Origin of the sequence: Paenibacillus sp. FSL K6-1122, assembly GCF_037977015.1 — a bacterium.
Taxonomy (GTDB): domain Bacteria; phylum Bacillota; class Bacilli; order Paenibacillales; family Paenibacillaceae; genus Paenibacillus; species Paenibacillus amylolyticus.
Map to the genome: position 1 here is coordinate 1,425,540 of NZ_CP150272.1, position 19,569 is coordinate 1,445,108.

Genomic DNA, 19,569 nt, shown 5'->3' on the forward strand with positions numbered 1-19,569 from the left:
ATATTAATCTTAGGGAGTTGAAATTCATTATGGAAAAAGCAAAAATGACGGTAGATAAAGATTTTACTATTGGTGTAGTGGATAAGCGCTTGTACGGATCATTTATTGAGCATCTGGGACGTGCCGTCTATGGCGGGATTTACGAGCCGGGGCATCCATCAGCGAACGAACAGGGTTTCCGCACGGATGTGCTGGAGATGGTCAAGGAGTTGAATGTACCGATTGTACGTTATCCTGGAGGTAATTTTGTATCCGGTTACAATTGGGAAGATTCGGTTGGACCTGTGTCAGAACGCAAACGCAGACTGGAACTGGCCTGGAGAACGATTGAGACCAATGAATTTGGCTTCAACGAATTCGTGGACTGGGCGAAACAGGCTAATTCTGAAGTGATGATGGCGGTCAATCTGGGAACACGGGGTACGGATGCAGCTCGCAACATTGTGGAGTACAGCAACCATCCGGAAGGTTCGTACTATAGTGATCTTCGCATCAAGCATGGATACAAGCAGCCGCATGCGATCAAAACATGGTGTCTGGGCAACGAGATGGATGGTCCTTGGCAGATTGGTCACAAAACGGCAGATGAGTATGGACGGTTAGCTGTTGAAGCGGCAAAAGTCATGAAGTGGACGGACCCGACAATTGAGCTGGTAGCCTGCGGAAGTTCGAATCTGAATATGCCATCGTTCCCGGAATGGGAAGCAACGGTGCTGGATCATACGTATGATCACGTCGAGTATCTGTCCTTGCATCAATACTACGGCAATCAAGAGCAGGATACACCAACGTTCCTAGCACGCTCGCTTGAAATGGATCGTTTTATCGATACCGTGAAGGCGACCTGTGATTATATCAAAGCGAAGAAACGCAGCAAAAAGACGATGTATCTCTCCTTTGATGAGTGGAATGTATGGTATCACTCCAATGAAAATGATTCGAAGATGGACCCTTGGCAGATTGCTCCGCCACAGCTTGAGGATATCTACAATCATGAGGATGCACTGCTTGTTGGTTGTATGTTGATCAGTATGCTCAAACATGCGGATCGGGTTAAAATGGCCTGTCTGGCACAACTCGTTAACGTGATTGCGCCGATCATGACAGATACGGGTGGTGGTTCATGGAGACAGACAATCTTCTATCCATTCATGCATACATCTCTCTTCGGACGTGGAACAGCATTGGTACCATTGATCCAGTCTCCAAAATATGATACAAAACAAATCACAGATGTCCCTTATCTGGAAGCTATTGCGGTTCATAACGAAGAGCAGGGTGAAGTGACTGTATTTGCAGTCAACCGTCATCTGGAAGAATCCCTTCCGCTCGAAGTGGACCTGCGTAGCTTCGGGAAGTGTACCGTGATCGAGCATATCGTGCTGGAAAGTGATGATCTCAAAGCATCTAATACGGCAGCACAACCAAACCGCGTTGCTCCTCATAATCGCGGGGGTGCAGTTGTATCTGATACTCTGATTACGGCGAGCTTGGCAAAAGCATCATGGAACGTGATTCGTTTGAAAGTGCAGTAATGGATTAGCATAAAGGGATGGGACACGTTGGAGCGCAAAGGCAGGCTTGATGCCTGAGAAGGAAGCCAGCGAACAGCGGATTAGCGTGTTCCTTCAATCAAAAAAGCTGGGTGCGAGTTCATCGCATCCAGCTTTTTCCGTTATATTTTATAGGGAAAGGGAAGGCATGGGGGACATGAGTGATGATGTGGCAGACAAGATAGCATATAAGTTAGGTAACGGCGTGTGTTGAAAATGAAGTGCACAGTCCTGTCATACGCATACGCGCTAACGAATCTAGGACACCTTATTGTGCCGACTATTGCTATAGTAGAAATTTAACGAATCGGAGACACGTTATCCTTGCAAAAAGACGGATGAATCTCGGTAAAAGCATGCCCAGAGCGGAAATAACGTGTCTCCGATTCGTTAGGATATCAGATTAGCCAAAAACAGACTAATAACGTGTGCTGAGTTCGTTACAATCCACCCACCTGTGTGAAAAGGTTAATTCTCTTCCGCTTTGATTCAGCGTAGCTTCCGCTCCAATTTAAAACTCAAAACTTTCACCGTCACGTGGGATGAGCACCTGACCATCCAACTGCTCGGATGCCAGATAAGTCGCAAGATCCGTACGAGACATCACACAATGGTTAATCGCATCCATGTGCACAGCGATGACATGAGCAGACGGCGCATGGCGCTTCACGGCGACAACGTCAGGCCCGTCCATCGTAATGGGATCACCCTCCACGAAGCGTGCACCTCCGGCATTCACGACAATGACTTCAGGCGTATATTGGCGGATGGCCTCAGCAGGTTCTTCACACCAGATGGTATCCCCCGCAATATAGGTGACAGGTTCTCCATCTGTTTCAAGTACGAAACCGGACACTTTGCCCATACGTTCACCGATTTCACCTGTGCCATGTTGCCCGGATGTACGGGCGAATCGGACAGAGTGATGCTCATGTTTTTCATCTACAGCTGTTACATCCGTGAATCCAGCCTCCAGAAATACGTTCTCGTCCCCAGGCTGGCAGATCAGGGGAATGTCTTTGCCAAGTTGTTTCGCCGCGGATTCATCCCAGTGGTCCACATGGGTGTGTGTCACAATCAACAGATTCGGATTCAGATAATCCGTTTCGAGTTCAGGCAGACCGACTCTCGGGTTATGTAGCTCATTCGGTGTGTTCGGGAATGCAGGCATGACTTCGGCGTCCATCAACATCGGATCAACGAGAATGTTCAGCCCTCCGTATTCCAGCCACAGTGTAGCATTGCGAATCAATTGAATTTTCATTATATTTGCACTCCTTCGAGTTGTTTAATAGTATTACCCTATATGGTATACAACCCGTTTAACGGCGTACATAACATGATGAATGGAATTAGGCCACGCTAATTTCACCGTGAAAGGATTGCTGAAGCAAGATGAATGAAATGATAGATGACACGGATATACGTATTTTGCAGATTCTGATTCAGGATGCCAAACGTTCTCACAAAGAGATCGGTGAAGAGGTTCATCTCACGGGACAGGCGGTTGGTGCAAGAGTGCGCAAGTTGCAAGATCTGGGTGTGATTGAAGGGTATACGGTAAAATGGAACCCGGAACGCCTTGGCCTTGGTCTACAGGCCTTTGTCACAGTTTTCTTGAACTCCGGCGACAGACATGCCGCCTTTCGTACATTCATTGCTGAACGTGAGGACATCGTTGAAGTCCATCGCGTCAGTGGAGAAGGCTGTTATCTGATGAGAGTGCAGACTGGCACCACAGAGCAGCTTGGCCAACTGCTTGAAGCGTTGTTGCCTTACGGCAATTACAAAGTCAGCCTGTCCATAGGTGTAGAGAAATCACAGTGATGTGTGGGGAGCTTGTCCTCATCCATCCCGGTACTCAACGATCCTGTTTCTGTTCCAGCAAAGTCTCCTGAAGTAAGGACACCGCCTGGTTCAGCTCTTTTTTGCTCAGCAGATGATCTGTCTGAATATGAGACCGTGTGCCGTCCTTTAAGTACAGGACAAACATGGGAGAAGCGGACAGGAGCCACTTGCTGCGGGCAGGTGAGGCGAGTTCGACTTTGCGAATCTGGCTCCAAGCAATCTTACGTTTGCCCGTGCTTAACGCATCATCATCCCAGGATAACAACACGGCAGGGGTTCTGGTTAGTCGTGACACAAACATGAAGAATAGCGGTCCGATCAACCACATACCCAGCACGGCTGCAATGGAATAGTATATGGTCTCCAGTCTTTCGGCTTGTCCGTCCACGATGATCCATAATAAGCTCACGCACAAGAGAAGGAAAAGGAAGCATAAACTTCCCTTCCATAGAGCTGTACTGCGTTGGTAACGAATCTGCTGATGGTCACGCTTGGGTGTTTCGGGTTGTTGCATGGATGTTCCTCCTAATTAACAATGCTGATCGATATGCCAAACGTGCCGCCTGCATAAGCAGAGCGGCATGTTCAACGTTCTGTATTTACTATAACTCAGGTTCATTACCCTGATATAGCTGAATTTTTACCTGCATCACGCGCATGGGTGTACAAGTCTGCATATACACCTTTGGCTGTGATTAGTTCCTGGTGCGGTCCTTCCTCCACAATCTCACCATTTTCCATCACCAGAATTCGATCGGCATGCATCACCGTAGACAGGCGATGAGCAATGACAATGGTGGTGCGTCCCTGGGATACCGATTCCAGCGCCTGCTGCACAAGCTGTTCCGTGTGTGAGTCCAGATTGGCGGTTGCCTCATCCAGGATGAGCACTCGGGGTTGGAACACCACGATCCGGGCAAATGAAATCAACTGCCGCTCCCCAGCGGATAGTCCGCTTCCGCGTTCGGATAGATGTGTATCATATCCGTGAGGCAAACGTGAAATCATCGCATGTGCCCCGACAAACCGGCAGGCCTCAATTGCCTGCTCTCGCGTAATATCCTCACGAAACATTCTCACATTATCAATAATGGAACCGGAGAACAGGAAGGGTTCCTGTTGAATCAGACCCACGATACGATGAAGCTTAGCCTGCGGCAGATGCCGGATATCAGTACCATCAATCTCGATACTGCCCTTGTCTACATCATAGAAGCGATTGAGCAGGGAGATTAGGGTGCTTTTGCCAGCGCCTGTTGTGCCCACGATACCTACCATTTCACCCGGATAGAGGTGCAGGTTCATCTGTTGGATCAAAGGCCGGTCTGCCCGATAACCAAACGACACATCATTAAAATCAATCTGACCCATCACATTTTTTGGTTCCAGCAAGGAAGCCATACCGGGTTTGGGATCGGCAACTTCAGGCTGTGTATTCAGAATGTTCCAGATGCGATCCATTGATACGGTCGTGGACTGGAATGTATTCCATTGCATCGTAATCTGGTTAATCGGTTGAAAGAACTGACGAATATAGCTGATAAACGCATACAATACCCCGACTTGCAGGGACTCACCCAGTACAGCGCGACCTCCAAGCCAGACCATCATAACCAGTGCCGCATTGCCAAGGATATCAAACGTCCGGTTGAAGATAACATTGGAGCGGGCTTGAGCAATGTTGGCTTTCAGGTGAAGTGCGTTCTGTTCCGAGAAACGTTTCTTCTGTTCTTCCTCTTGGTGAAAAGCCTGAATCAGAAACATACCGGACAGGTTCTCCGCCGTAAATGCGATCAGACGGGAAAGACGCGTACGGGCATTTTGATAAGCTTTTCGCAGTCGACTACGGAATAATACCGCAACCACCGCAATGACAGGCAGAACGATCAGGGAGTATGTCGCCAGCACAGGATCAAGTTGGAACATAAAGACGATAATGAGCACCAGCATCATACCATCCCGAATCAGACTGAGCAGTACTTGAGTGAAAAAGCTGCTGATGGTCTCCGTATCACTGGATACGTTCGTGACCAGACTGCCGATATGAAAACGGTCAAAGAAGGACATGGACATCTTGGAGATATGCTTGAACAGGTCCTTTCTGATCCGGGATACAATGTTCTGACCCACATGCTGCAACAGATTATTCTGGATATAGGTAAAAATAAAACTGATGACAGCCAGCCCAAGAAAGATGGCTGTGAGCTGAACGAGAAAGCCCACACTGGTCTGGCCCACGGCCAGATGATCATCGATGGCGATCTTCACCAGATAGGGTTGCAGCAGATCTGCCGATATGCCAAGCAGTGAGCAGAAGAAGATACCGGCAAAAGCCCATTTATGCGGTTTGGCGTATGCCATCATCGCCTTAAACGAAGTTCGTTTACTCTGATCGGCCTCTGCATCTGGGTGAAGTTCAGCGTTAGTGTTAGACATGATGTAATCCCTCCTCCTGCAAACGGTAGGTGGCCGCATATAACCCCTTGGCAGCCATCAACTGCGCATGTGTTCCCTGTTCAGCGACTCGCCCTTCATCCAGAACGATAATATCGTCCGCATGACGGACCGCGCTGATGCGATGAGAGATGATTAATGTAGTCTTGCCCTTGCCAATCTCGCGCAAACTGCGCAGAATACCACTCTCGGTGACGGCATCAACCGCGCTCATACTGTCATCCAGAATAAGTAACTGTGCTTGTTTGATCAGTCCTCTTGCAAGGCTGGTTCGCTGACGTTGTCCACCAGACAGGGTGAGTCCACGTTCGCCAAGCAGTGTATCGAAGCGATCAGGAAAACGGACAATATTATCATAGATCATGGCTTGCCGTGCACTATGTTCCACTGTATCCAGCGATACTTCCCGGTCGCTAAATGCGATGTTATCTCGGATGGTGGTACTAAACAGGAATCCATCCTGAGGGACATAGGCGATGCGCGATCTTAGACTTTCCAGCGACAGCTGCCGAATATCGGTACCATTGATGCGAATTGTTCCTTCAGGTGGTTCATATGTACGCAGCAATAGCTTAACGAGGGTGCTTTTACCTGAGCCGGTCTTGCCTACAATACCGACCGTTCGCCCGGCACGGATATTGAGTTGAATGTTTTTGAGAGCAGGAGATGAACTGCCAGGATAGGAGAAGGTTAGATTCTCCATGGTGATATCTTGTACGGTTTGGAGCGCTGTGGCTTCAGGAAGTTCACGTACATCTGCTACTTCGCTGAGCAGGTCATTCACCCGCTCCAGTGATGCGCCTGAGCGCTGAACGGTATTAATAACATTGCCGATCTGTTGAAGCGGTCCCATAATAATGCGCAGATATAAGGTTAAGGCGACAAAACTCCCGAGTGTAATAGAATTCTGCATGGTCATAATACCTCCGACAAGCAGAGAAACGACCAATGAGATGGCTCCCAGCAGCGGGAGCAATGCTTGAAACAACGAAGACAGACGAACGAGTCGAAGCTGTTTGCTCTTGATCTCATCGACGGTGGTTCCAAAGCGTGCACGAGCACTGTCTTCGATGGCAAACGTCTTGGTTACGCGAATGCCACCCAGCTGCTCTTCCGCCGATTCCGTCATGGTTGCAAGAGCTTCCTGCACGTCGCGAGAGCGCTTGCGAATCCGCGGACCAAAAAACACGACCAGAAATGGGATCGCCAGCAAAGGGACAACACTGATTAAAATGAGCGTCAACGGAATCCCGCTAAGCAGCATCATGACAATGCAGGACAACAGCAGGAAGGTGGCATTGGTCATGAGTGTCACACCATTGGATATCGCTTCACGTACGGAAGTAACGTCATTCATGACATAACTGAGGAGTTTTCCGTTCCCCTGTTTGGAGAAATAATGTTCGCTAAGTTCGGAAAACTTACTGAATATACGCTCACGCGTCATGAATTCGAAGCGTCGACCGAGCTTCATAATCATGAATTGCCCGGTACCGAACAGCAGATTATACCCGATGGCAATAGCTAGAAGGGACAGGCTGTACCTTACGACCGTCTGCATCTGAAGCGTGTTCTGCATCAACTGATCCGTGAAGCTGCCGAGTATGCGGGGCAAGGATGCTTGCCCGACATTGGAGGCAATAATCAGAAGAACAGCAACCAGATAAACAGGCCAGTTCGACACAACATAACCGCGAAGTAATCCTTTCTTGGACATAAGCGTTGTTCTCCTTTTGTTATAGGTGAAGTCAGTTCAGCAGGTGGAGTCAAGAAAAGGGCCGACACCTGTTATTAGCGCGTCGTGCCCTCTTACTGTATGCGATCCAGTTCGTTGTTTATCCGTCATCTGATAGATTTCTCTATTCTTATTTTTGCGCTAATCCGATGGGATGTCAACGAAGCCACTTAGCAAAAAGCAGGTGATTTAGATTATCGGCGTTGGAGAAGGGTTCTATGCCGTGTTCTCGTGTTGTATTCACCAGATGTCGAAATTACTGAAACATTTTCTAAGGATGCCCCGTCTGTAGGAATGAAGAGGTAAAAAATAGGCTTTACTAATCATATGGAGGTGCCAGGAAATGAAACATAAAAAAGGTTTGGCTGCAACACTTGCGCTCTGCGTTTCTTTGACAGCAGGAGGTGCATCGGTATTTGCTTTCACAGATGTGAAGGATGAAGGTCAGAAGTCGATTGTGGATTCATTGAAATCAAAAGGTATTGTTAGCGGAGTAACAGCGGATCTGTTCCGTCCAGATCTTGCATTGTCCGAGCCACAGGGTGTTCAACTGATTGTGAATGCATTTGGTCTGAAAAATGAATTTGCGGAAGCATCCGCTCAGAATAAAATCAGTCCGGATACGTGGTATGCCGATGCGGTGCAGGCCGCTACTCAGAATGGACTGTCCATTCCGGTTGAAGTGAACCCGCAGGGCAAGATGACACGTGAACTGTTTGTCATTTTGCTGAATGAAGGGATTAACACAACCGGGAATTATCCGGTCATCATGAAGTATAATCTTGTTAAGGACGAAAATAAAATCGGTAAGGACGCCATATCTGCAGTCCAGAACCTGCTGAACATGAACATCATTGAACTGGATAAGGACGGTAACTTCCGTCCAGATCAGTCGCTTACCCGTATGGAGGCTGCAAGCATGATCTTCAATGCACTTGAATTTGTGGATAAACACGGCAATGGCGGCTCAGCAGAGCCAACTCCAACCAATCCAGGTGAAGGCCAACAAGCGATTGTACCTGAAGTAACAACGACAAAGGTTGATGACAAAACAACCAAAGTTAAACTCAGTGCTGAAATGCCGCATCCTGGTTATGGATTGAAGATTGATGATGTGAAATTGGAGAAGGATGGACGCGCTATCGTGCTCTATTCCATTATTCAACCTGATCCAGACATGATGTATCCGATGGTTATCACCAATGTGACTGCAGAAACGGATATCCCAACAGGGTATACAGCAGAAGCTCAACCTTCTGGTAAGTAAATTCACTGCAAACCCTACAAACTGAACATGGTTAAAACGGATGTGTATCTTCAAAACCATTCTCCATACATGTATGGAGAGTGGTTTTTTATTTGAGTTGAAACTGTACACAGGTTTTCATATGATTATTTATATTACATTTAGTGTAATTAATCCTGTCGCTTTTTTATAAAGAAATGGATATCTACTTAGGATGTAAAGCCAGTTCGTGTTAGCGGAATGGCTTTTTTTAATGGTCTTTTCCGAAATATCTACTGTTTTCAGATTCCACACCTTGTGCAAAATTTACATATATGACTCCAAATTACTAGTGTTTATAAGCGTTTATGTATCCTGAAGGCAAAGATAAAAACAACATATATACGAAAGAGGGAGGAGAAATATAGAATAAAGGCAAGCCATTACAGGCTTGTAGTTTGTGAGAGATGTATGATAGATAATATTACATTTCATCACGTCGGTAAAACCTTGAAACCTGCAAACCTTAGAATTCAGTATGATGGCTGTAGACATCAATACCATGTCCCATGCGTATATGTGGGTTTTGACTTTAAGGTCTGTTTTCTAACCTAAGTTCGGATCTGACATCTTTCAAGTTCATGTGATGAAACTCTCAATGACAACTACAGGAGGGAAATAGGTCAAATTCTACATGTTTTATACCCGCGAAATGACAATGACAAGCTGGCAACAAAAGTGTAAACCCCTGTTGTAACAGTATATTCCGTGATTTTAGAAGTGAAGATGGAAATGGCATATTTACGGATTCGAAAATGATCCATAAACTCAGTATGTAAGCGTTACCAATTAAGGGGGGGAACAGAGCCGCTCGTTATGGAGACGCGGTTCGGAACTCCTTCTTATATTAAAACAGGAGTGCTTCGCTCTTCCTCACAAACGGCCGGATTTTCATTAGAAAAGGAGGAAACAACTGATGCAGCTAAATGGGGAGTCTCCCTCGACGCAAAACTTAACGGTAAACACGATTCCGAATAGCAAGAAAAATAAATTATGGAGAAGGACGATTCGGAACTGGGAGTTGTATCTGTTTATTGCGCCAGCCTTTTTATACTTTCTGATATTCCATTATGGTCCGATGTACGGCATACAAATTGCATTTAAAAACTTTATCCCAACGCTTGGTGTCACAGGAAGCCCATGGGTCGGATTCGATCATTTCATCCGTTTCTTCAATTCGTATTATTTCTGGGATTTATTATGGAATACCCTTAGCATCAGCTTGTATGAGCTGGCTATAGGTTTTCCACTGCCGATTATTCTGGCGTTAGCGTTCAATGAAGTGAAGGATTCCATCTTCAAGCGTACTGTGCAGACCGTCACGTATGCACCGCATTTCATTTCGGTCGTGGTGATGTCGGGGATGATCATTACCTTTTTATCACCCTCGTCAGGCATGATTGTCAATTTGGTACAGGCTCTTGGATTCCAGGCACCTCAATTCCTGACGGACCCTGCGTGGTTCAAGACAGTGTATGTACTATCAGGAGTCTGGCAAAGTGCAGGCTGGGGCACCATTATATACCTTGCCGCTCTATCGGGTGTGGACCCGCAACTGCATGAAGCGGCTGTGGTGGATGGTGCGAGCCGTTTCAAACGGATTTTGCATATTAACATTCCAGCGATCATCCCTACGATCACCATCTTGTTAATTCTGAATATGGGCAGTATTCTGGGCGTCGGATTCGAGAAAATCCTGCTGCTGCAAAATCCGCTGAACATGGGCTCGTCCGATGTCATCTCAACATTTGTCTATCGGTCCGGTCTGGTTGATGCGCAGTACAGTTTCTCTACGGCGGTGGGATTGTTCAACTCCGTAGTGAATGCGATTCTGCTTATTACCGTGAATCAGATTGCACGCCGCACCAGTGAAAACAGCCTGTGGTAAAAGGAGGGAATACACATGTCATCCGCTGTGAAAGAAAGCAGAAGTGATAAATTGTTCTTATTGTGCAATTACATCTATCTGACGGTAGCGCTCGTCATTGTGCTGTATCCGCTGTTATACATCATCAGTGCTTCAATCAGTGATCCCAAATATGTAGCCTCTGGTGAGATGTGGCTACTGCCAAAAGGGATTACGTTTGAAGGTTACGCCCGGGTGTTTGAGAACACCAACATCTGGATTGGGTACAAAAATACGATTATCTATACCGTTGTAGGCACCATCGTTAACCTGATTGTTACACTACCGGCAGCCTATGCGCTCAGCCGCTCGGACTTTGTGGGACGTGGATTCTTCATGGCGATGTTTATGGTAACGATGTTCTTCGGCGGAGGGCTTGTCCCAAGTTACCTGCTGGTCAAGGATCTTGGTATGGTGAACAGCATGTGGGCACTTATTCTGCCCGGGGCTGCATCCATCTGGAATATTATCGTATGCCGGACGTTCTTCCAATCGACCATTCCCAAGGAGTTACAGGAAGCGGCGCATATTGATGGGTGTACCAACACCCGGTTGTTCATCAAGATTGTGCTCCCGCTTTCGATGCCAATCATTGCAGTGATGGCGCTCTTCTATGGAGTCGGACACTGGAACAGCTATTTTAGTGCCATGATCTATCTGAATGATTCTTCCAAGTACCCGCTGCAGCTCTTTCTGCGCCAGATTCTGGTGCTTCAAGAAATGGCGGCTCAAGGGGGAGGCGCTATCGATACGTCTTCAGCAACGGCGATGAATACCAAAGCGGAGATCGCTGCACTGGTCAAATATGCTGTCATTATTGTTGCCACCCTACCGGTCATTGCGGTGTATCCATTCCTCCAGCGTTACTTTGTACAGGGTGTTATGATCGGTTCCGTTAAGGGATGATCTTAATCCATATACCACATTAAACAAGGGGAGTTGTTGTTATGAAAAAGCTTCGCAAGGCTTCATCCATTACACTCTGTCTCACCTTATTCGCAACATTGCTTGCAGCTTGTGGTTCAACCAATGAAGATGGAGGCACGACCTCCAAAGTAGAGGGGGTCAAAAAGGAAGGTTTCCCCATTGTAGACAAAACGCTAACGTTGAAGGTCATGTCCCAGGATGCGGGCGTAGCCGATTGGAGCACCATGCCTGTGCTGCAAGAAATGGAGAAACTGTCGGGCATCAAGCTGGAGTACCAGCTCTCACCAATCGACAGCTTTGAAACGAAGAAAAATCTGGTTTTCGCGAGCGGAGACTTGCCGGATATGTTCTATGCTGCGGACCTCAAGCCAGCCGAGCAGGTGACTTATGGCAGCCAGGGCATCCTGATCCCGTTGGAAAAATACATTGACGAAGGTTACGCCCCAAATATCAAAAAGATTCTCGATGAGAACCCGGATGTCCGTAAATCATTTACAACACCTGATGGGCATATGTATGCACTCCCATTCATTGATAAAGCCGCCGTGTGGTATAGAGGCCCAATGTGGTACAACGGGGAATTCTTGAAGGCACTTAACGTAGAAGAGCCCAAGACTACGGAAGAATTGTATACGTATCTCAAGCGTGTAAAAGAAGAAGATCCCAATGGCAATGGCCAGCAAGATGAAATTCCGCTTACTTCTGTAAAACTTGATGATCTTCGCATGTTTTTCTTCGGCTTCTGGGGAATGTACAACGAAGGCATCTATTCCGATAAGGACGGTAAAGTTCACTATCCTTATCAAGAAGAAGGTTACAAAGGTTATCTTACATTCATGAACCGCTTGTGGAAGGAAGACTTGCTGGATCATGAGACCTTCTCTCAAACAGGTGATCAGAAAAAAGCTAAAGGTGAAAGCAACAAACTTGCACTGTTCAACGATTACCATCCATACTTCACACTCGGTGGTGAACCTAGCACGGATCATCCGCTGATGACACCCGTGAAGAGCGAGGTGGCAGACTCTCCGGTATACGGCAAGCATCCGGGCATGTCGGCTCGCGGTACCTTTGCTATTACAAGCAGCAACCCGTCACCCGAGGCGACGATGCGATGGATCGATTACCTATACAGCTATGACGGTGCGACACTGTTCAATCAAGGTCCGGAAGGTGTGCTGTGGAAATTCAAAGACAAGGAAAATCACGTGAAAGAGTGGCTCCCCGTTCCTGGCGGCGGTGATCGTGAGGAATACCGGGGTAAAATCACGCCGAACTTTGGTATCTTGACACCGGGTATTAATGATCCGGATGTAGCGAAGGGTCTTCGCACCGAATTTGATGAGTGGATTGACACGCAAAATCAAGAGAAGTTGGTACCTATCGGAAAAGCACCATTTCCTAACGTTTATTTGACGAATGAAGAGCAAAGCGAAGCAACCGCTCTATTGTCTGACCTGGATACGTACGTTAAACAGATGGAAGCGAAGTTTGTGACCGGCCAGGAACCACTTGAGAACTGGGATAAGTACATTGCACAGATGGAGAAAATGGGCAGTGACCGTATCATCGAACTGTATCAGGGGGCATATGACCGCTGGAATTCGGGGCAATAAGGCCTATCGAGGTACATCCCATGCAGAAAGAGAGCAGTTAGCTTCAATATTGTTAGCTGCATTAAATTTTTCGCATATAAGAATTCTTGCGGGAGGTGTGAACCGTTATGCAGAAATGGTTTGAAGAAGCCAAACTGGGGATATTCATTCACTATGGCATCTATGCGGTGGACGGGGTTGCGGAATCCTGGTCCTTCTATAATGGCAGGATATCCTATGAAGAATATATGAAACAGTTGGATGGTTTTACGGCATCGGAATTCAATGCGGAGAAGTGGGCGGAATTGATTGAGAAGTCTGGTGCCCGGTATGCCGTATTAACAACGAAGCATCATGACGGCGTTGCTCTATGGGATACGCAATATAGTGATCTCAATGTTGTTAAACAGACACCAGCGAATCGGGACATTGTGAAGGAATATGCGGAAGCGATTCGGGAAAAGGGCATTCATCTGGGGATGTATTACTCACTCATTGATTGGTCACACCCGGATTATCCTAGCGTGTATGAAGGTGGAAAAGTGCCTGAGGATCTCAGCAGTGTCAACCGGCACTCAAGTCCTGTGGACGGCGTTCAAGATCAGGCAAAGTGGCAGAAGTTCCTGCAATTCAATAACCATCAACTGGAAGAGGTTTTAACAAATTACGGAAAGGTGGATCTGCTGTGGTTTGATGGGGACTGGGAACGGAGTGCCGAGCAGTGGAATCTGCCGGAGTTCAAGCATTATCTGCAATCTTTTAACCCGGATATCATCATCAACTCCCGCCTTCAAGGTTATGGGGATTACAAAACGCCTGAGCAAGGCATTCCGATCACAAGACCGGAGGGACCCTGGGAATTCTGCACCACGATCAATAGATCTTGGGGTTATGTGCCAACAGATCATAAATACAAATCGTTAAATCAGATCATTCGAATGTTCTGCGACTGCATTTCGATGGGCGGTAATATGTTGCTGGATATCGGTCCGCGTGAAGATGGCACCATCGATCAGAGGCAGGAGGATATTCTGCTTGGACTGGGAGCTTGGATCCGAACCCATGAAGAGGCCGTCTTTGGCACGGGTGAAGGCATTATGCCTCGCTATTATCTGGGGGGAAGCACTGTATCCGAGGATCGAAAGACGCTGTACCTGTTTGTGTATGACGATCCAAAAGAGAATGTGTGCATCAAGGGTCTCTGCAATCCGATCAAGAAAATTACCGTGCTGCATTCGGGCAAAGAGCTTAATCATGAGATTCATGGGGGCGTGCCTTGGTTCAATATCCCGGGGACAACGTGGATCAAGATGACCCCGAAGGACACGCATGAACAGGTGACCGTTCTTAAGCTCGAATTTGATGAGGAGCTGGAAATGTACGGCGGCTCTGGGGCCGTTGTCACCCATAACTAACCATTACGGGGAGGGCGTGTGCTGGTAGATGCATGCCCTCCCTTACGAATTGGAGAGAGTGACATGAACAGAATTGGAGTGCCAGAACCCAGGATTGAGTATGCTCCCAAACATTATATATGCAAGCGTGCGCAGGAACCATTGGTGTTAGACGGTCGTGTGGATAAGGCATTCTGGGATGCGGCTCATTGGACGGAGGATTTCGTTGATATCGAAGGTGATCTTCGTCCGAAGCCAGAGAAACAGACACGGGTAAAAATGCTGTGGGATGAAGACTATTTCTATTTTGCTGCCGAGCTGATTGAAGATCAGATATGGGCTACCCTGACTGAACGTGATTCCGTTATTTTTTATGACAATGACTTCGAGATTTTTATCGATCCCGACGGGGATTCCCATCAATATTATGAGTTCGAGATCAATGCGCTCAATACGGTATGGGACCTGTTATTAGTGAAGCCTTATCGGGATGGTGGGCCTCCGGTTAACGGTTGGGATATCAGCGGTCTCAAGACGGCCGTATATATCGATGGGGAACTGAACAGACCTGGTGCAGAGAATCGGAAATGGAGCGTGGAAGTCGCTATTCCCTGGGCCAGTCTGAAGGAATGTGCCGAAGGAATCCGTCCACCTGCGCCGGGTGAGTTCTGGCGTGTCAACTTCTCGCGTGTGGAGTGGCAAACCGAGGTACAGGACGGTGAGTACCGCAAGGTGCTGAATCCAGATACGGGTAAACCTTATCCGGAGGACAACTGGGTGTGGTCACCTATGGGTATTATCAACATGCATTACCCGGAGTTATGGGGTTATGTTGTATTCTCGGATGACGGAACGGATCAGTCGTTTGAGTTGCCTGAAGACGAACGAATCAAATGGGAGCTTCGCAAGCTCTACTACCGTGAACGTAATTATTATGAAACCCATGGTGAATTTACACAGGATGTGAAGCTGCTTTTGGGTGAGGAATCGTTGAGCTGTGAGCCTGTTATTGAAACGACTCGCAGCCTGTTCCAGATTACTGCGTCGTCTTCGGACGGAACGGCCTTGATCTGTATTCGGGAAGACGGAAAGCTGTGGAAGGAGTGATAACGCAATGACCAGCCAAACTTTGGTATTTTCCCTTGATGCACAGTTATTGGAGAGGATCGAGCAGAAGTTCCAGGAGAAGGTACGTTTTGCAGAGGCCCGCAAATCGGAGTTGTTTCATATTTTTCAGCAGGAGCTAACGCAAGAAGAGACATGGGCATTGAAGTATATATATGCCTATATGCCGGTAAACGACCTGGCTGATTATAACGGGGACCTGTTCTTGAGCCATGTACGCCGGGCTTTGGACACCCGTAAACGTGTGCCTTGGGGAGATCGCGTTCCGGATCATCTGTTCCTTCATTTTGTGCTACCTTATCGGATAAATACAGAAAATATTGAAGATTACCGCGGGTTGATGTATGACGAATTAGCCGAGCGGACAGCAAAGTTATCCATGGCGGATGCCATTTTGGAGACCAATTACTGGTGTCATGAGAAAGCGACCTATATTGGCAGCGATCTGCGCACGATATCACCGCTGACGATGATCCGGAATGCTCGTGGTCGATGCGGCGAAGAATCCACGCTGGCGGTGGCCGCTCTTCGCAGCATCGGCATACCTGCCCGTCAGGTCTATACGCCGCGCTGGGCTCACTGTGACAGCAATCATGCTTGGGTAGAAGCCTGGGCAGATGGTCAATGGTATTACATCGGGGCATGCGAGCCGGAAGCCCGTCTGAATCAAGGGTGGTTCAGCCCGCCAGCCCGCAGGGCCATGCTGATTAATACGAGGATCTATGCCGACTATCCCGGACCAGAGGATATTACGCTCTCCGAAAAGGGATATACGGAAATTAATTTACTTGAGAACTATGCGCCCACACGCAACATCTATGTGAAGGTGAAAAATGAACAGGGAGAGCCCGTACCCGGAGCGAGTGTCCGTTTGGAGCTGTACAATTCGGCTGAATTCTATCCGATTGCCGAGATTAGGACGGATGCACAAGGGGAAGCGACCTTTAAGACTGGCCGTGGTGACCTTTTGATTCGTGGGGTCAGCGGAGGCAAGTGGAGTGAGGTCCTATTCAAGGCTCAGGAAAATAAGGATGTAGAGCTTGTGCTGAACTCATCAGAGCAGCCTACAGGGATTGTAGATTTCGATATGGTTCCTCCTCAGGAAAGGGAGGGAGAGGTCGTGGTTGCATTACCGGAAGAGAAGATTGAGATTCATAATCGTCGTCTGGAGGAAGGAGCGCAGACCCGGAGCGAGTATGAGGACACGTTCCTGAGTGAGGAGGAAGCTGTCTCGCTGGCTAAAAAGGTTGGACTGCCCTCGGTACGTGTATGGGATATTCTCCGCAAGGCACGGGGGAACAGCCGGGAGATTGTAGCTTTCCTAGAGGAACGTTCCAATCCATACGATGAGTGGCCGCTCCGGTTGCTGGAGTCGATGAATGAAAAAGATTTAATTGATACTTTTCGACAGACGCTGGATGATCATCTGATCGGTGCACTCTCGCAACAAGGATCATGGGCGGAATATACGTTCGTGAGATACATCCTGTGTCCGCGGATCTCCTATGAGATGCTGGTCCCTTATCGGGGTGTATTCCAGAATGCCTTTTCGGCAGATGAAGCGGCAACTTTCAGGGAGAATCCCTCGCAACTTGCCCGAATACTGGAACAGCAATATGAACACTATGAAGATCTTCCTAATCTAAAAGGCAAAGGGAATCCAATAGGGACGTTTAGTCTAATGAAGGGAGACTTTCAGTCACTGGATATTTTGTTTGTGGCTGTATGTCGCAGTTTGGGTATTCCGGCCCGATTACATCCCAGCGCACAGAAACCACAGTATCTAAGTGATAGAGGCTGGGAGGATGCAGTGTTTAGTCTCACCTCACCTCTAACTCAGGAGAGCACAAGCTGGGGGATGCTCCAACTTCATAGGGATATAAAAGTTCCGCAGGATACACCTGAAGCATCTTATTTCGAAAATTTCTCGTTTGCCCGTCTGGAAGATGGCGTCTATAAGACATTGATTTATCCTTATGGCAGTACGGATGTCTATAGCGAGCCATATGAGGTTGAGGCAGGAGCTTATCGCTTAACGACAGGCATTCGTCTGAAAGATGGAACGGCAAAAGTACGATTCGTTTACTTTACCGTGAACGCCGGAGATACCACTGAGGTTGTATTGTCTTATCGTGAGACTGAGGTTGATATTCCTGTACTGGGTAAACTGGCACCAGGAAGTGTATTGACCCGTCTGGATGGTTCAGAGGTAGAACTGGAGGAACTTCTGGGATCGGAGGGTGCCATTGCAGCCTGGATTGAACCGGAGCGGGAACCGACCAAACATCTGATTCGTGAACTGTGTGAGCTGGCAGAGCCGCTGGATAAGTTGGGAATACCCATCGTACTCATGATCGGAGATATGGAATGGAACGCTGCCTTTGACCCTGCTGGTTATCCAAAACTGCCTGTACGCACGGTTTTTGTACGAGATTCCAGTTATGCTTCCTTGTCCGGCTTCAATTCGAAGCCTGCGGCTTATGAAGCGGGTTATCCACATCTGTTCGTGATGGATACTCAGCATCAAGTTCGTTATTCGGCTTCCGGCTACAAGATTGGTACCGGGAAGGAAGCCTTGCAGATTGCTGTTGCGATATCTCAATCATTGAACAGATCGGAGTGAAGAGAGTGACGAAATATATCGCTGCGGGTTATGCTGTTGATTCAGTTCTTCCCGACATGACACATGAGGATCTCTTGAAGTTAACACATCTGAACGTAGCCTTTGGACATGTCAAGAATGATGCAATCACCACCGAGCATTTAAAAAACGGCCATGTGATTCGGAACATCAAGCGGGAGCATCCAAATCTTACAGTGCTGTTGTCTGTAGGCGGATGGAGCGCAGGCGGTTTCTCTGAAGCCGCCTCAACCCAGGCGGGGAGGGACAGCATGGCTGCATCGGCGGTTAGGGTGCTGGAGGAATATCTTTTTGACGGGATTGATCTGGACTGGGAATATCCTTGTTACGGTGAAGCTGGTATCGCATCCAGTCCTGATGATAAACGGAATTTCACTTTACTTCTCAAGACGATCCGTGAGGCACTGAGTGCCAAGGGAGAAGAGGATGGCCGTCATTATCTGCTCACCATTGCAGCAGGGGCTGATCAATACTACGTTGATGGTACAGAGATGGCTAAGGTGCAGCAGTACCTGGACTACGTGCAGTTGATGACCTATGATATGCGTGGCGGTTTTCAAGTTCTGACCGGACATCATACGAATCTGTACACGCCAACCGGAGATCTGTTTCGAATCAGTACGGATGCTTCCGTGAACCTGTTTGTTAGCGCAGGCGTTCCAAAGGAGAAAATTGTGATCGGAGCTGCGTTCTATTCCCGGATATGGACTGAGGTTCCTGACCGAAACTACGGGCTCCATCAAATGGCCGGTAGTACAGGCGGATATGGACCATCATTTGCCGAGCTGGAAGCGAAGTACATTAACAAGAATGGTTACACTCGTTATTGGGATGAAGAAGCCTGTGCACCATTTCTGTTTAATGGATCCAGCCTCATTTCTTATGATGATGAAGAATCGATTCAATGCAAATGTGATTACGTAAAGGAACAAGGTCTGGCCGGAATCATGTTCTGGGAGTACGGCTGTGATCCAACTCACCGTTTGCTGGGTGCAGTGCATCAAGGGCTGAAGGTTCTTCCGGCTGGGAAAATCGGATAAGGCCGCTGGCCGCGACGAAGCAGATTATGTCTTCGGACTAAAAACATACGAAGGGGCCGTCCTATA

The 19,569-nt window shown here is 47.8% G+C and carries 14 protein-coding genes; 10 read left to right on the plus strand and 4 right to left on the minus strand.

From position 1 onward, the window contains the following. The first annotated feature begins 29 nt into the window (after positions 1-29). Complete coding sequence (locus NSQ20_RS06240; RefSeq protein ID WP_100526926.1) at positions 30-1,535, plus strand: alpha-N-arabinofuranosidase; 1,506 nt, start codon at positions 30-32, stop codon at positions 1,533-1,535. Between the two features lie 529 nt (positions 1,536-2,064). On the opposite strand, the gene NSQ20_RS06245 is transcribed toward NSQ20_RS06240, so the two are convergent. Beyond that, the gene (locus NSQ20_RS06245; protein ID WP_340032116.1) at positions 2,065-2,817 is read right to left on the minus strand and encodes an MBL fold metallo-hydrolase; all 753 of its coding nucleotides are present in this window, start codon (positions 2,815-2,817) and stop codon (positions 2,065-2,067) included. A gap of 131 nt (positions 2,818-2,948) precedes the next feature. On the opposite strand from NSQ20_RS06245, the gene NSQ20_RS06250 reads away from it, so the two are divergent. Further along, on the plus strand, positions 2,949-3,380 hold the full coding sequence (locus NSQ20_RS06250) for an Lrp/AsnC family transcriptional regulator (RefSeq protein WP_036611514.1): 432 nt from the start codon (positions 2,949-2,951) through the stop codon (positions 3,378-3,380). 34 nt (positions 3,381-3,414) lie between these two features. Here the strand turns inward: NSQ20_RS06250 and NSQ20_RS06255 are convergent, their stop codons facing one another. The 3 genes from NSQ20_RS06255 to NSQ20_RS06265 form a co-directional block, all read right to left on the minus strand. Beyond that, positions 3,415-3,915, minus strand: coding sequence for a hypothetical protein (locus tag NSQ20_RS06255; protein ID WP_338707952.1), 501 nt, complete (start codon positions 3,913-3,915; stop codon positions 3,415-3,417). Positions 3,916-4,019: 104 nt separating this feature from the next. Further along, on the minus strand, positions 4,020-5,837 hold the full coding sequence (locus NSQ20_RS06260) for an ABC transporter ATP-binding protein (RefSeq protein ID WP_340032117.1): 1,818 nt from the start codon (positions 5,835-5,837) through the stop codon (positions 4,020-4,022). Continuing rightward, complete coding sequence (locus tag NSQ20_RS06265) at positions 5,830-7,572, minus strand: ABC transporter ATP-binding protein (protein ID WP_338707954.1); 1,743 nt, start codon at positions 7,570-7,572, stop codon at positions 5,830-5,832. The genes NSQ20_RS06260 and NSQ20_RS06265 overlap by 8 nt, the downstream gene beginning before the upstream one ends. Positions 7,573-7,933: 361 nt before the next feature. On the opposite strand from NSQ20_RS06265, the gene NSQ20_RS06270 reads away from it, so the two are divergent. From NSQ20_RS06270 to NSQ20_RS06305, 8 genes are all read left to right on the plus strand, one after another. Next, complete coding sequence (locus NSQ20_RS06270) at positions 7,934-8,857, plus strand: S-layer homology domain-containing protein (protein ID WP_315371906.1); 924 nt, start codon at positions 7,934-7,936, stop codon at positions 8,855-8,857. 934 nt (positions 8,858-9,791) lie between these two features. Then, a complete protein-coding gene (locus NSQ20_RS06275) occupies positions 9,792-10,763 on the plus strand; it encodes an ABC transporter permease subunit (protein WP_340032118.1) in 972 nt (323 codons plus the stop codon). Between the two features lie 15 nt (positions 10,764-10,778). Then, the gene (locus tag NSQ20_RS06280) at positions 10,779-11,687 is read left to right on the plus strand and encodes a carbohydrate ABC transporter permease (protein WP_036668765.1); all 909 of its coding nucleotides are present in this window, start codon (positions 10,779-10,781) and stop codon (positions 11,685-11,687) included. Between the two features lie 41 nt (positions 11,688-11,728). Then, the gene (locus NSQ20_RS06285) at positions 11,729-13,324 is read left to right on the plus strand and encodes an extracellular solute-binding protein (protein ID WP_315371907.1); all 1,596 of its coding nucleotides are present in this window, start codon (positions 11,729-11,731) and stop codon (positions 13,322-13,324) included. 107 nt (positions 13,325-13,431) lie between these two features. Then, positions 13,432-14,718 (plus strand): alpha-L-fucosidase, encoded by a 1,287-nt coding sequence (locus NSQ20_RS06290; protein ID WP_340032119.1) that lies wholly within the window; start codon positions 13,432-13,434, stop codon positions 14,716-14,718. A gap of 63 nt (positions 14,719-14,781) precedes the next feature. Continuing rightward, positions 14,782-15,804, plus strand: a complete 1,023-nt coding sequence (locus NSQ20_RS06295; protein ID WP_340032120.1) for a carbohydrate-binding family 9-like protein — start codon at positions 14,782-14,784, stop codon at positions 15,802-15,804. Between the two features lie 7 nt (positions 15,805-15,811). Next, the gene (locus NSQ20_RS06300; RefSeq protein WP_340032121.1) at positions 15,812-18,445 is read left to right on the plus strand and encodes a transglutaminase domain-containing protein; all 2,634 of its coding nucleotides are present in this window, start codon (positions 15,812-15,814) and stop codon (positions 18,443-18,445) included. Positions 18,446-18,450: 5 nt separating this feature from the next. After that, positions 18,451-19,503 carry a glycoside hydrolase family 18 protein gene (locus NSQ20_RS06305; RefSeq protein ID WP_340032122.1) on the plus strand — a complete coding sequence of 351 codons (1,053 nt, stop codon included), beginning with the start codon at positions 18,451-18,453 and terminating at the stop codon, positions 19,501-19,503. The last annotated feature ends 66 nt before the right edge of the window (positions 19,504-19,569 follow it).

Coding starts and splice junctions, on each gene's coding strand:
- NSQ20_RS06240 (WP_100526926.1), top strand. CDS start 30: ATGGAAAAAGCAAAAATGACGGTAGATAAAGATTTTACTATTGGTGTA.
- NSQ20_RS06245 (WP_340032116.1), bottom strand. CDS start 2,817: ATGAAAATTCAATTGATTCGCAATGCTACACTGTGGCTGGAATACGGA.
- NSQ20_RS06250 (WP_036611514.1), top strand. CDS start 2,949: ATGAATGAAATGATAGATGACACGGATATACGTATTTTGCAGATTCTG.
- NSQ20_RS06255 (WP_338707952.1), bottom strand. CDS start 3,915: ATGCAACAACCCGAAACACCCAAGCGTGACCATCAGCAGATTCGTTAC.
- NSQ20_RS06260 (WP_340032117.1), bottom strand. CDS start 5,837: ATGTCTAACACTAACGCTGAACTTCACCCAGATGCAGAGGCCGATCAG.
- NSQ20_RS06265 (WP_338707954.1), bottom strand. CDS start 7,572: ATGTCCAAGAAAGGATTACTTCGCGGTTATGTTGTGTCGAACTGGCCT.
- NSQ20_RS06270 (WP_315371906.1), top strand. CDS start 7,934: ATGAAACATAAAAAAGGTTTGGCTGCAACACTTGCGCTCTGCGTTTCT.
- NSQ20_RS06275 (WP_340032118.1), top strand. CDS start 9,792: ATGCAGCTAAATGGGGAGTCTCCCTCGACGCAAAACTTAACGGTAAAC.
- NSQ20_RS06280 (WP_036668765.1), top strand. CDS start 10,779: ATGTCATCCGCTGTGAAAGAAAGCAGAAGTGATAAATTGTTCTTATTG.
- NSQ20_RS06285 (WP_315371907.1), top strand. CDS start 11,729: ATGAAAAAGCTTCGCAAGGCTTCATCCATTACACTCTGTCTCACCTTA.
- NSQ20_RS06290 (WP_340032119.1), top strand. CDS start 13,432: ATGCAGAAATGGTTTGAAGAAGCCAAACTGGGGATATTCATTCACTAT.
- NSQ20_RS06295 (WP_340032120.1), top strand. CDS start 14,782: ATGAACAGAATTGGAGTGCCAGAACCCAGGATTGAGTATGCTCCCAAA.
- NSQ20_RS06300 (WP_340032121.1), top strand. CDS start 15,812: ATGACCAGCCAAACTTTGGTATTTTCCCTTGATGCACAGTTATTGGAG.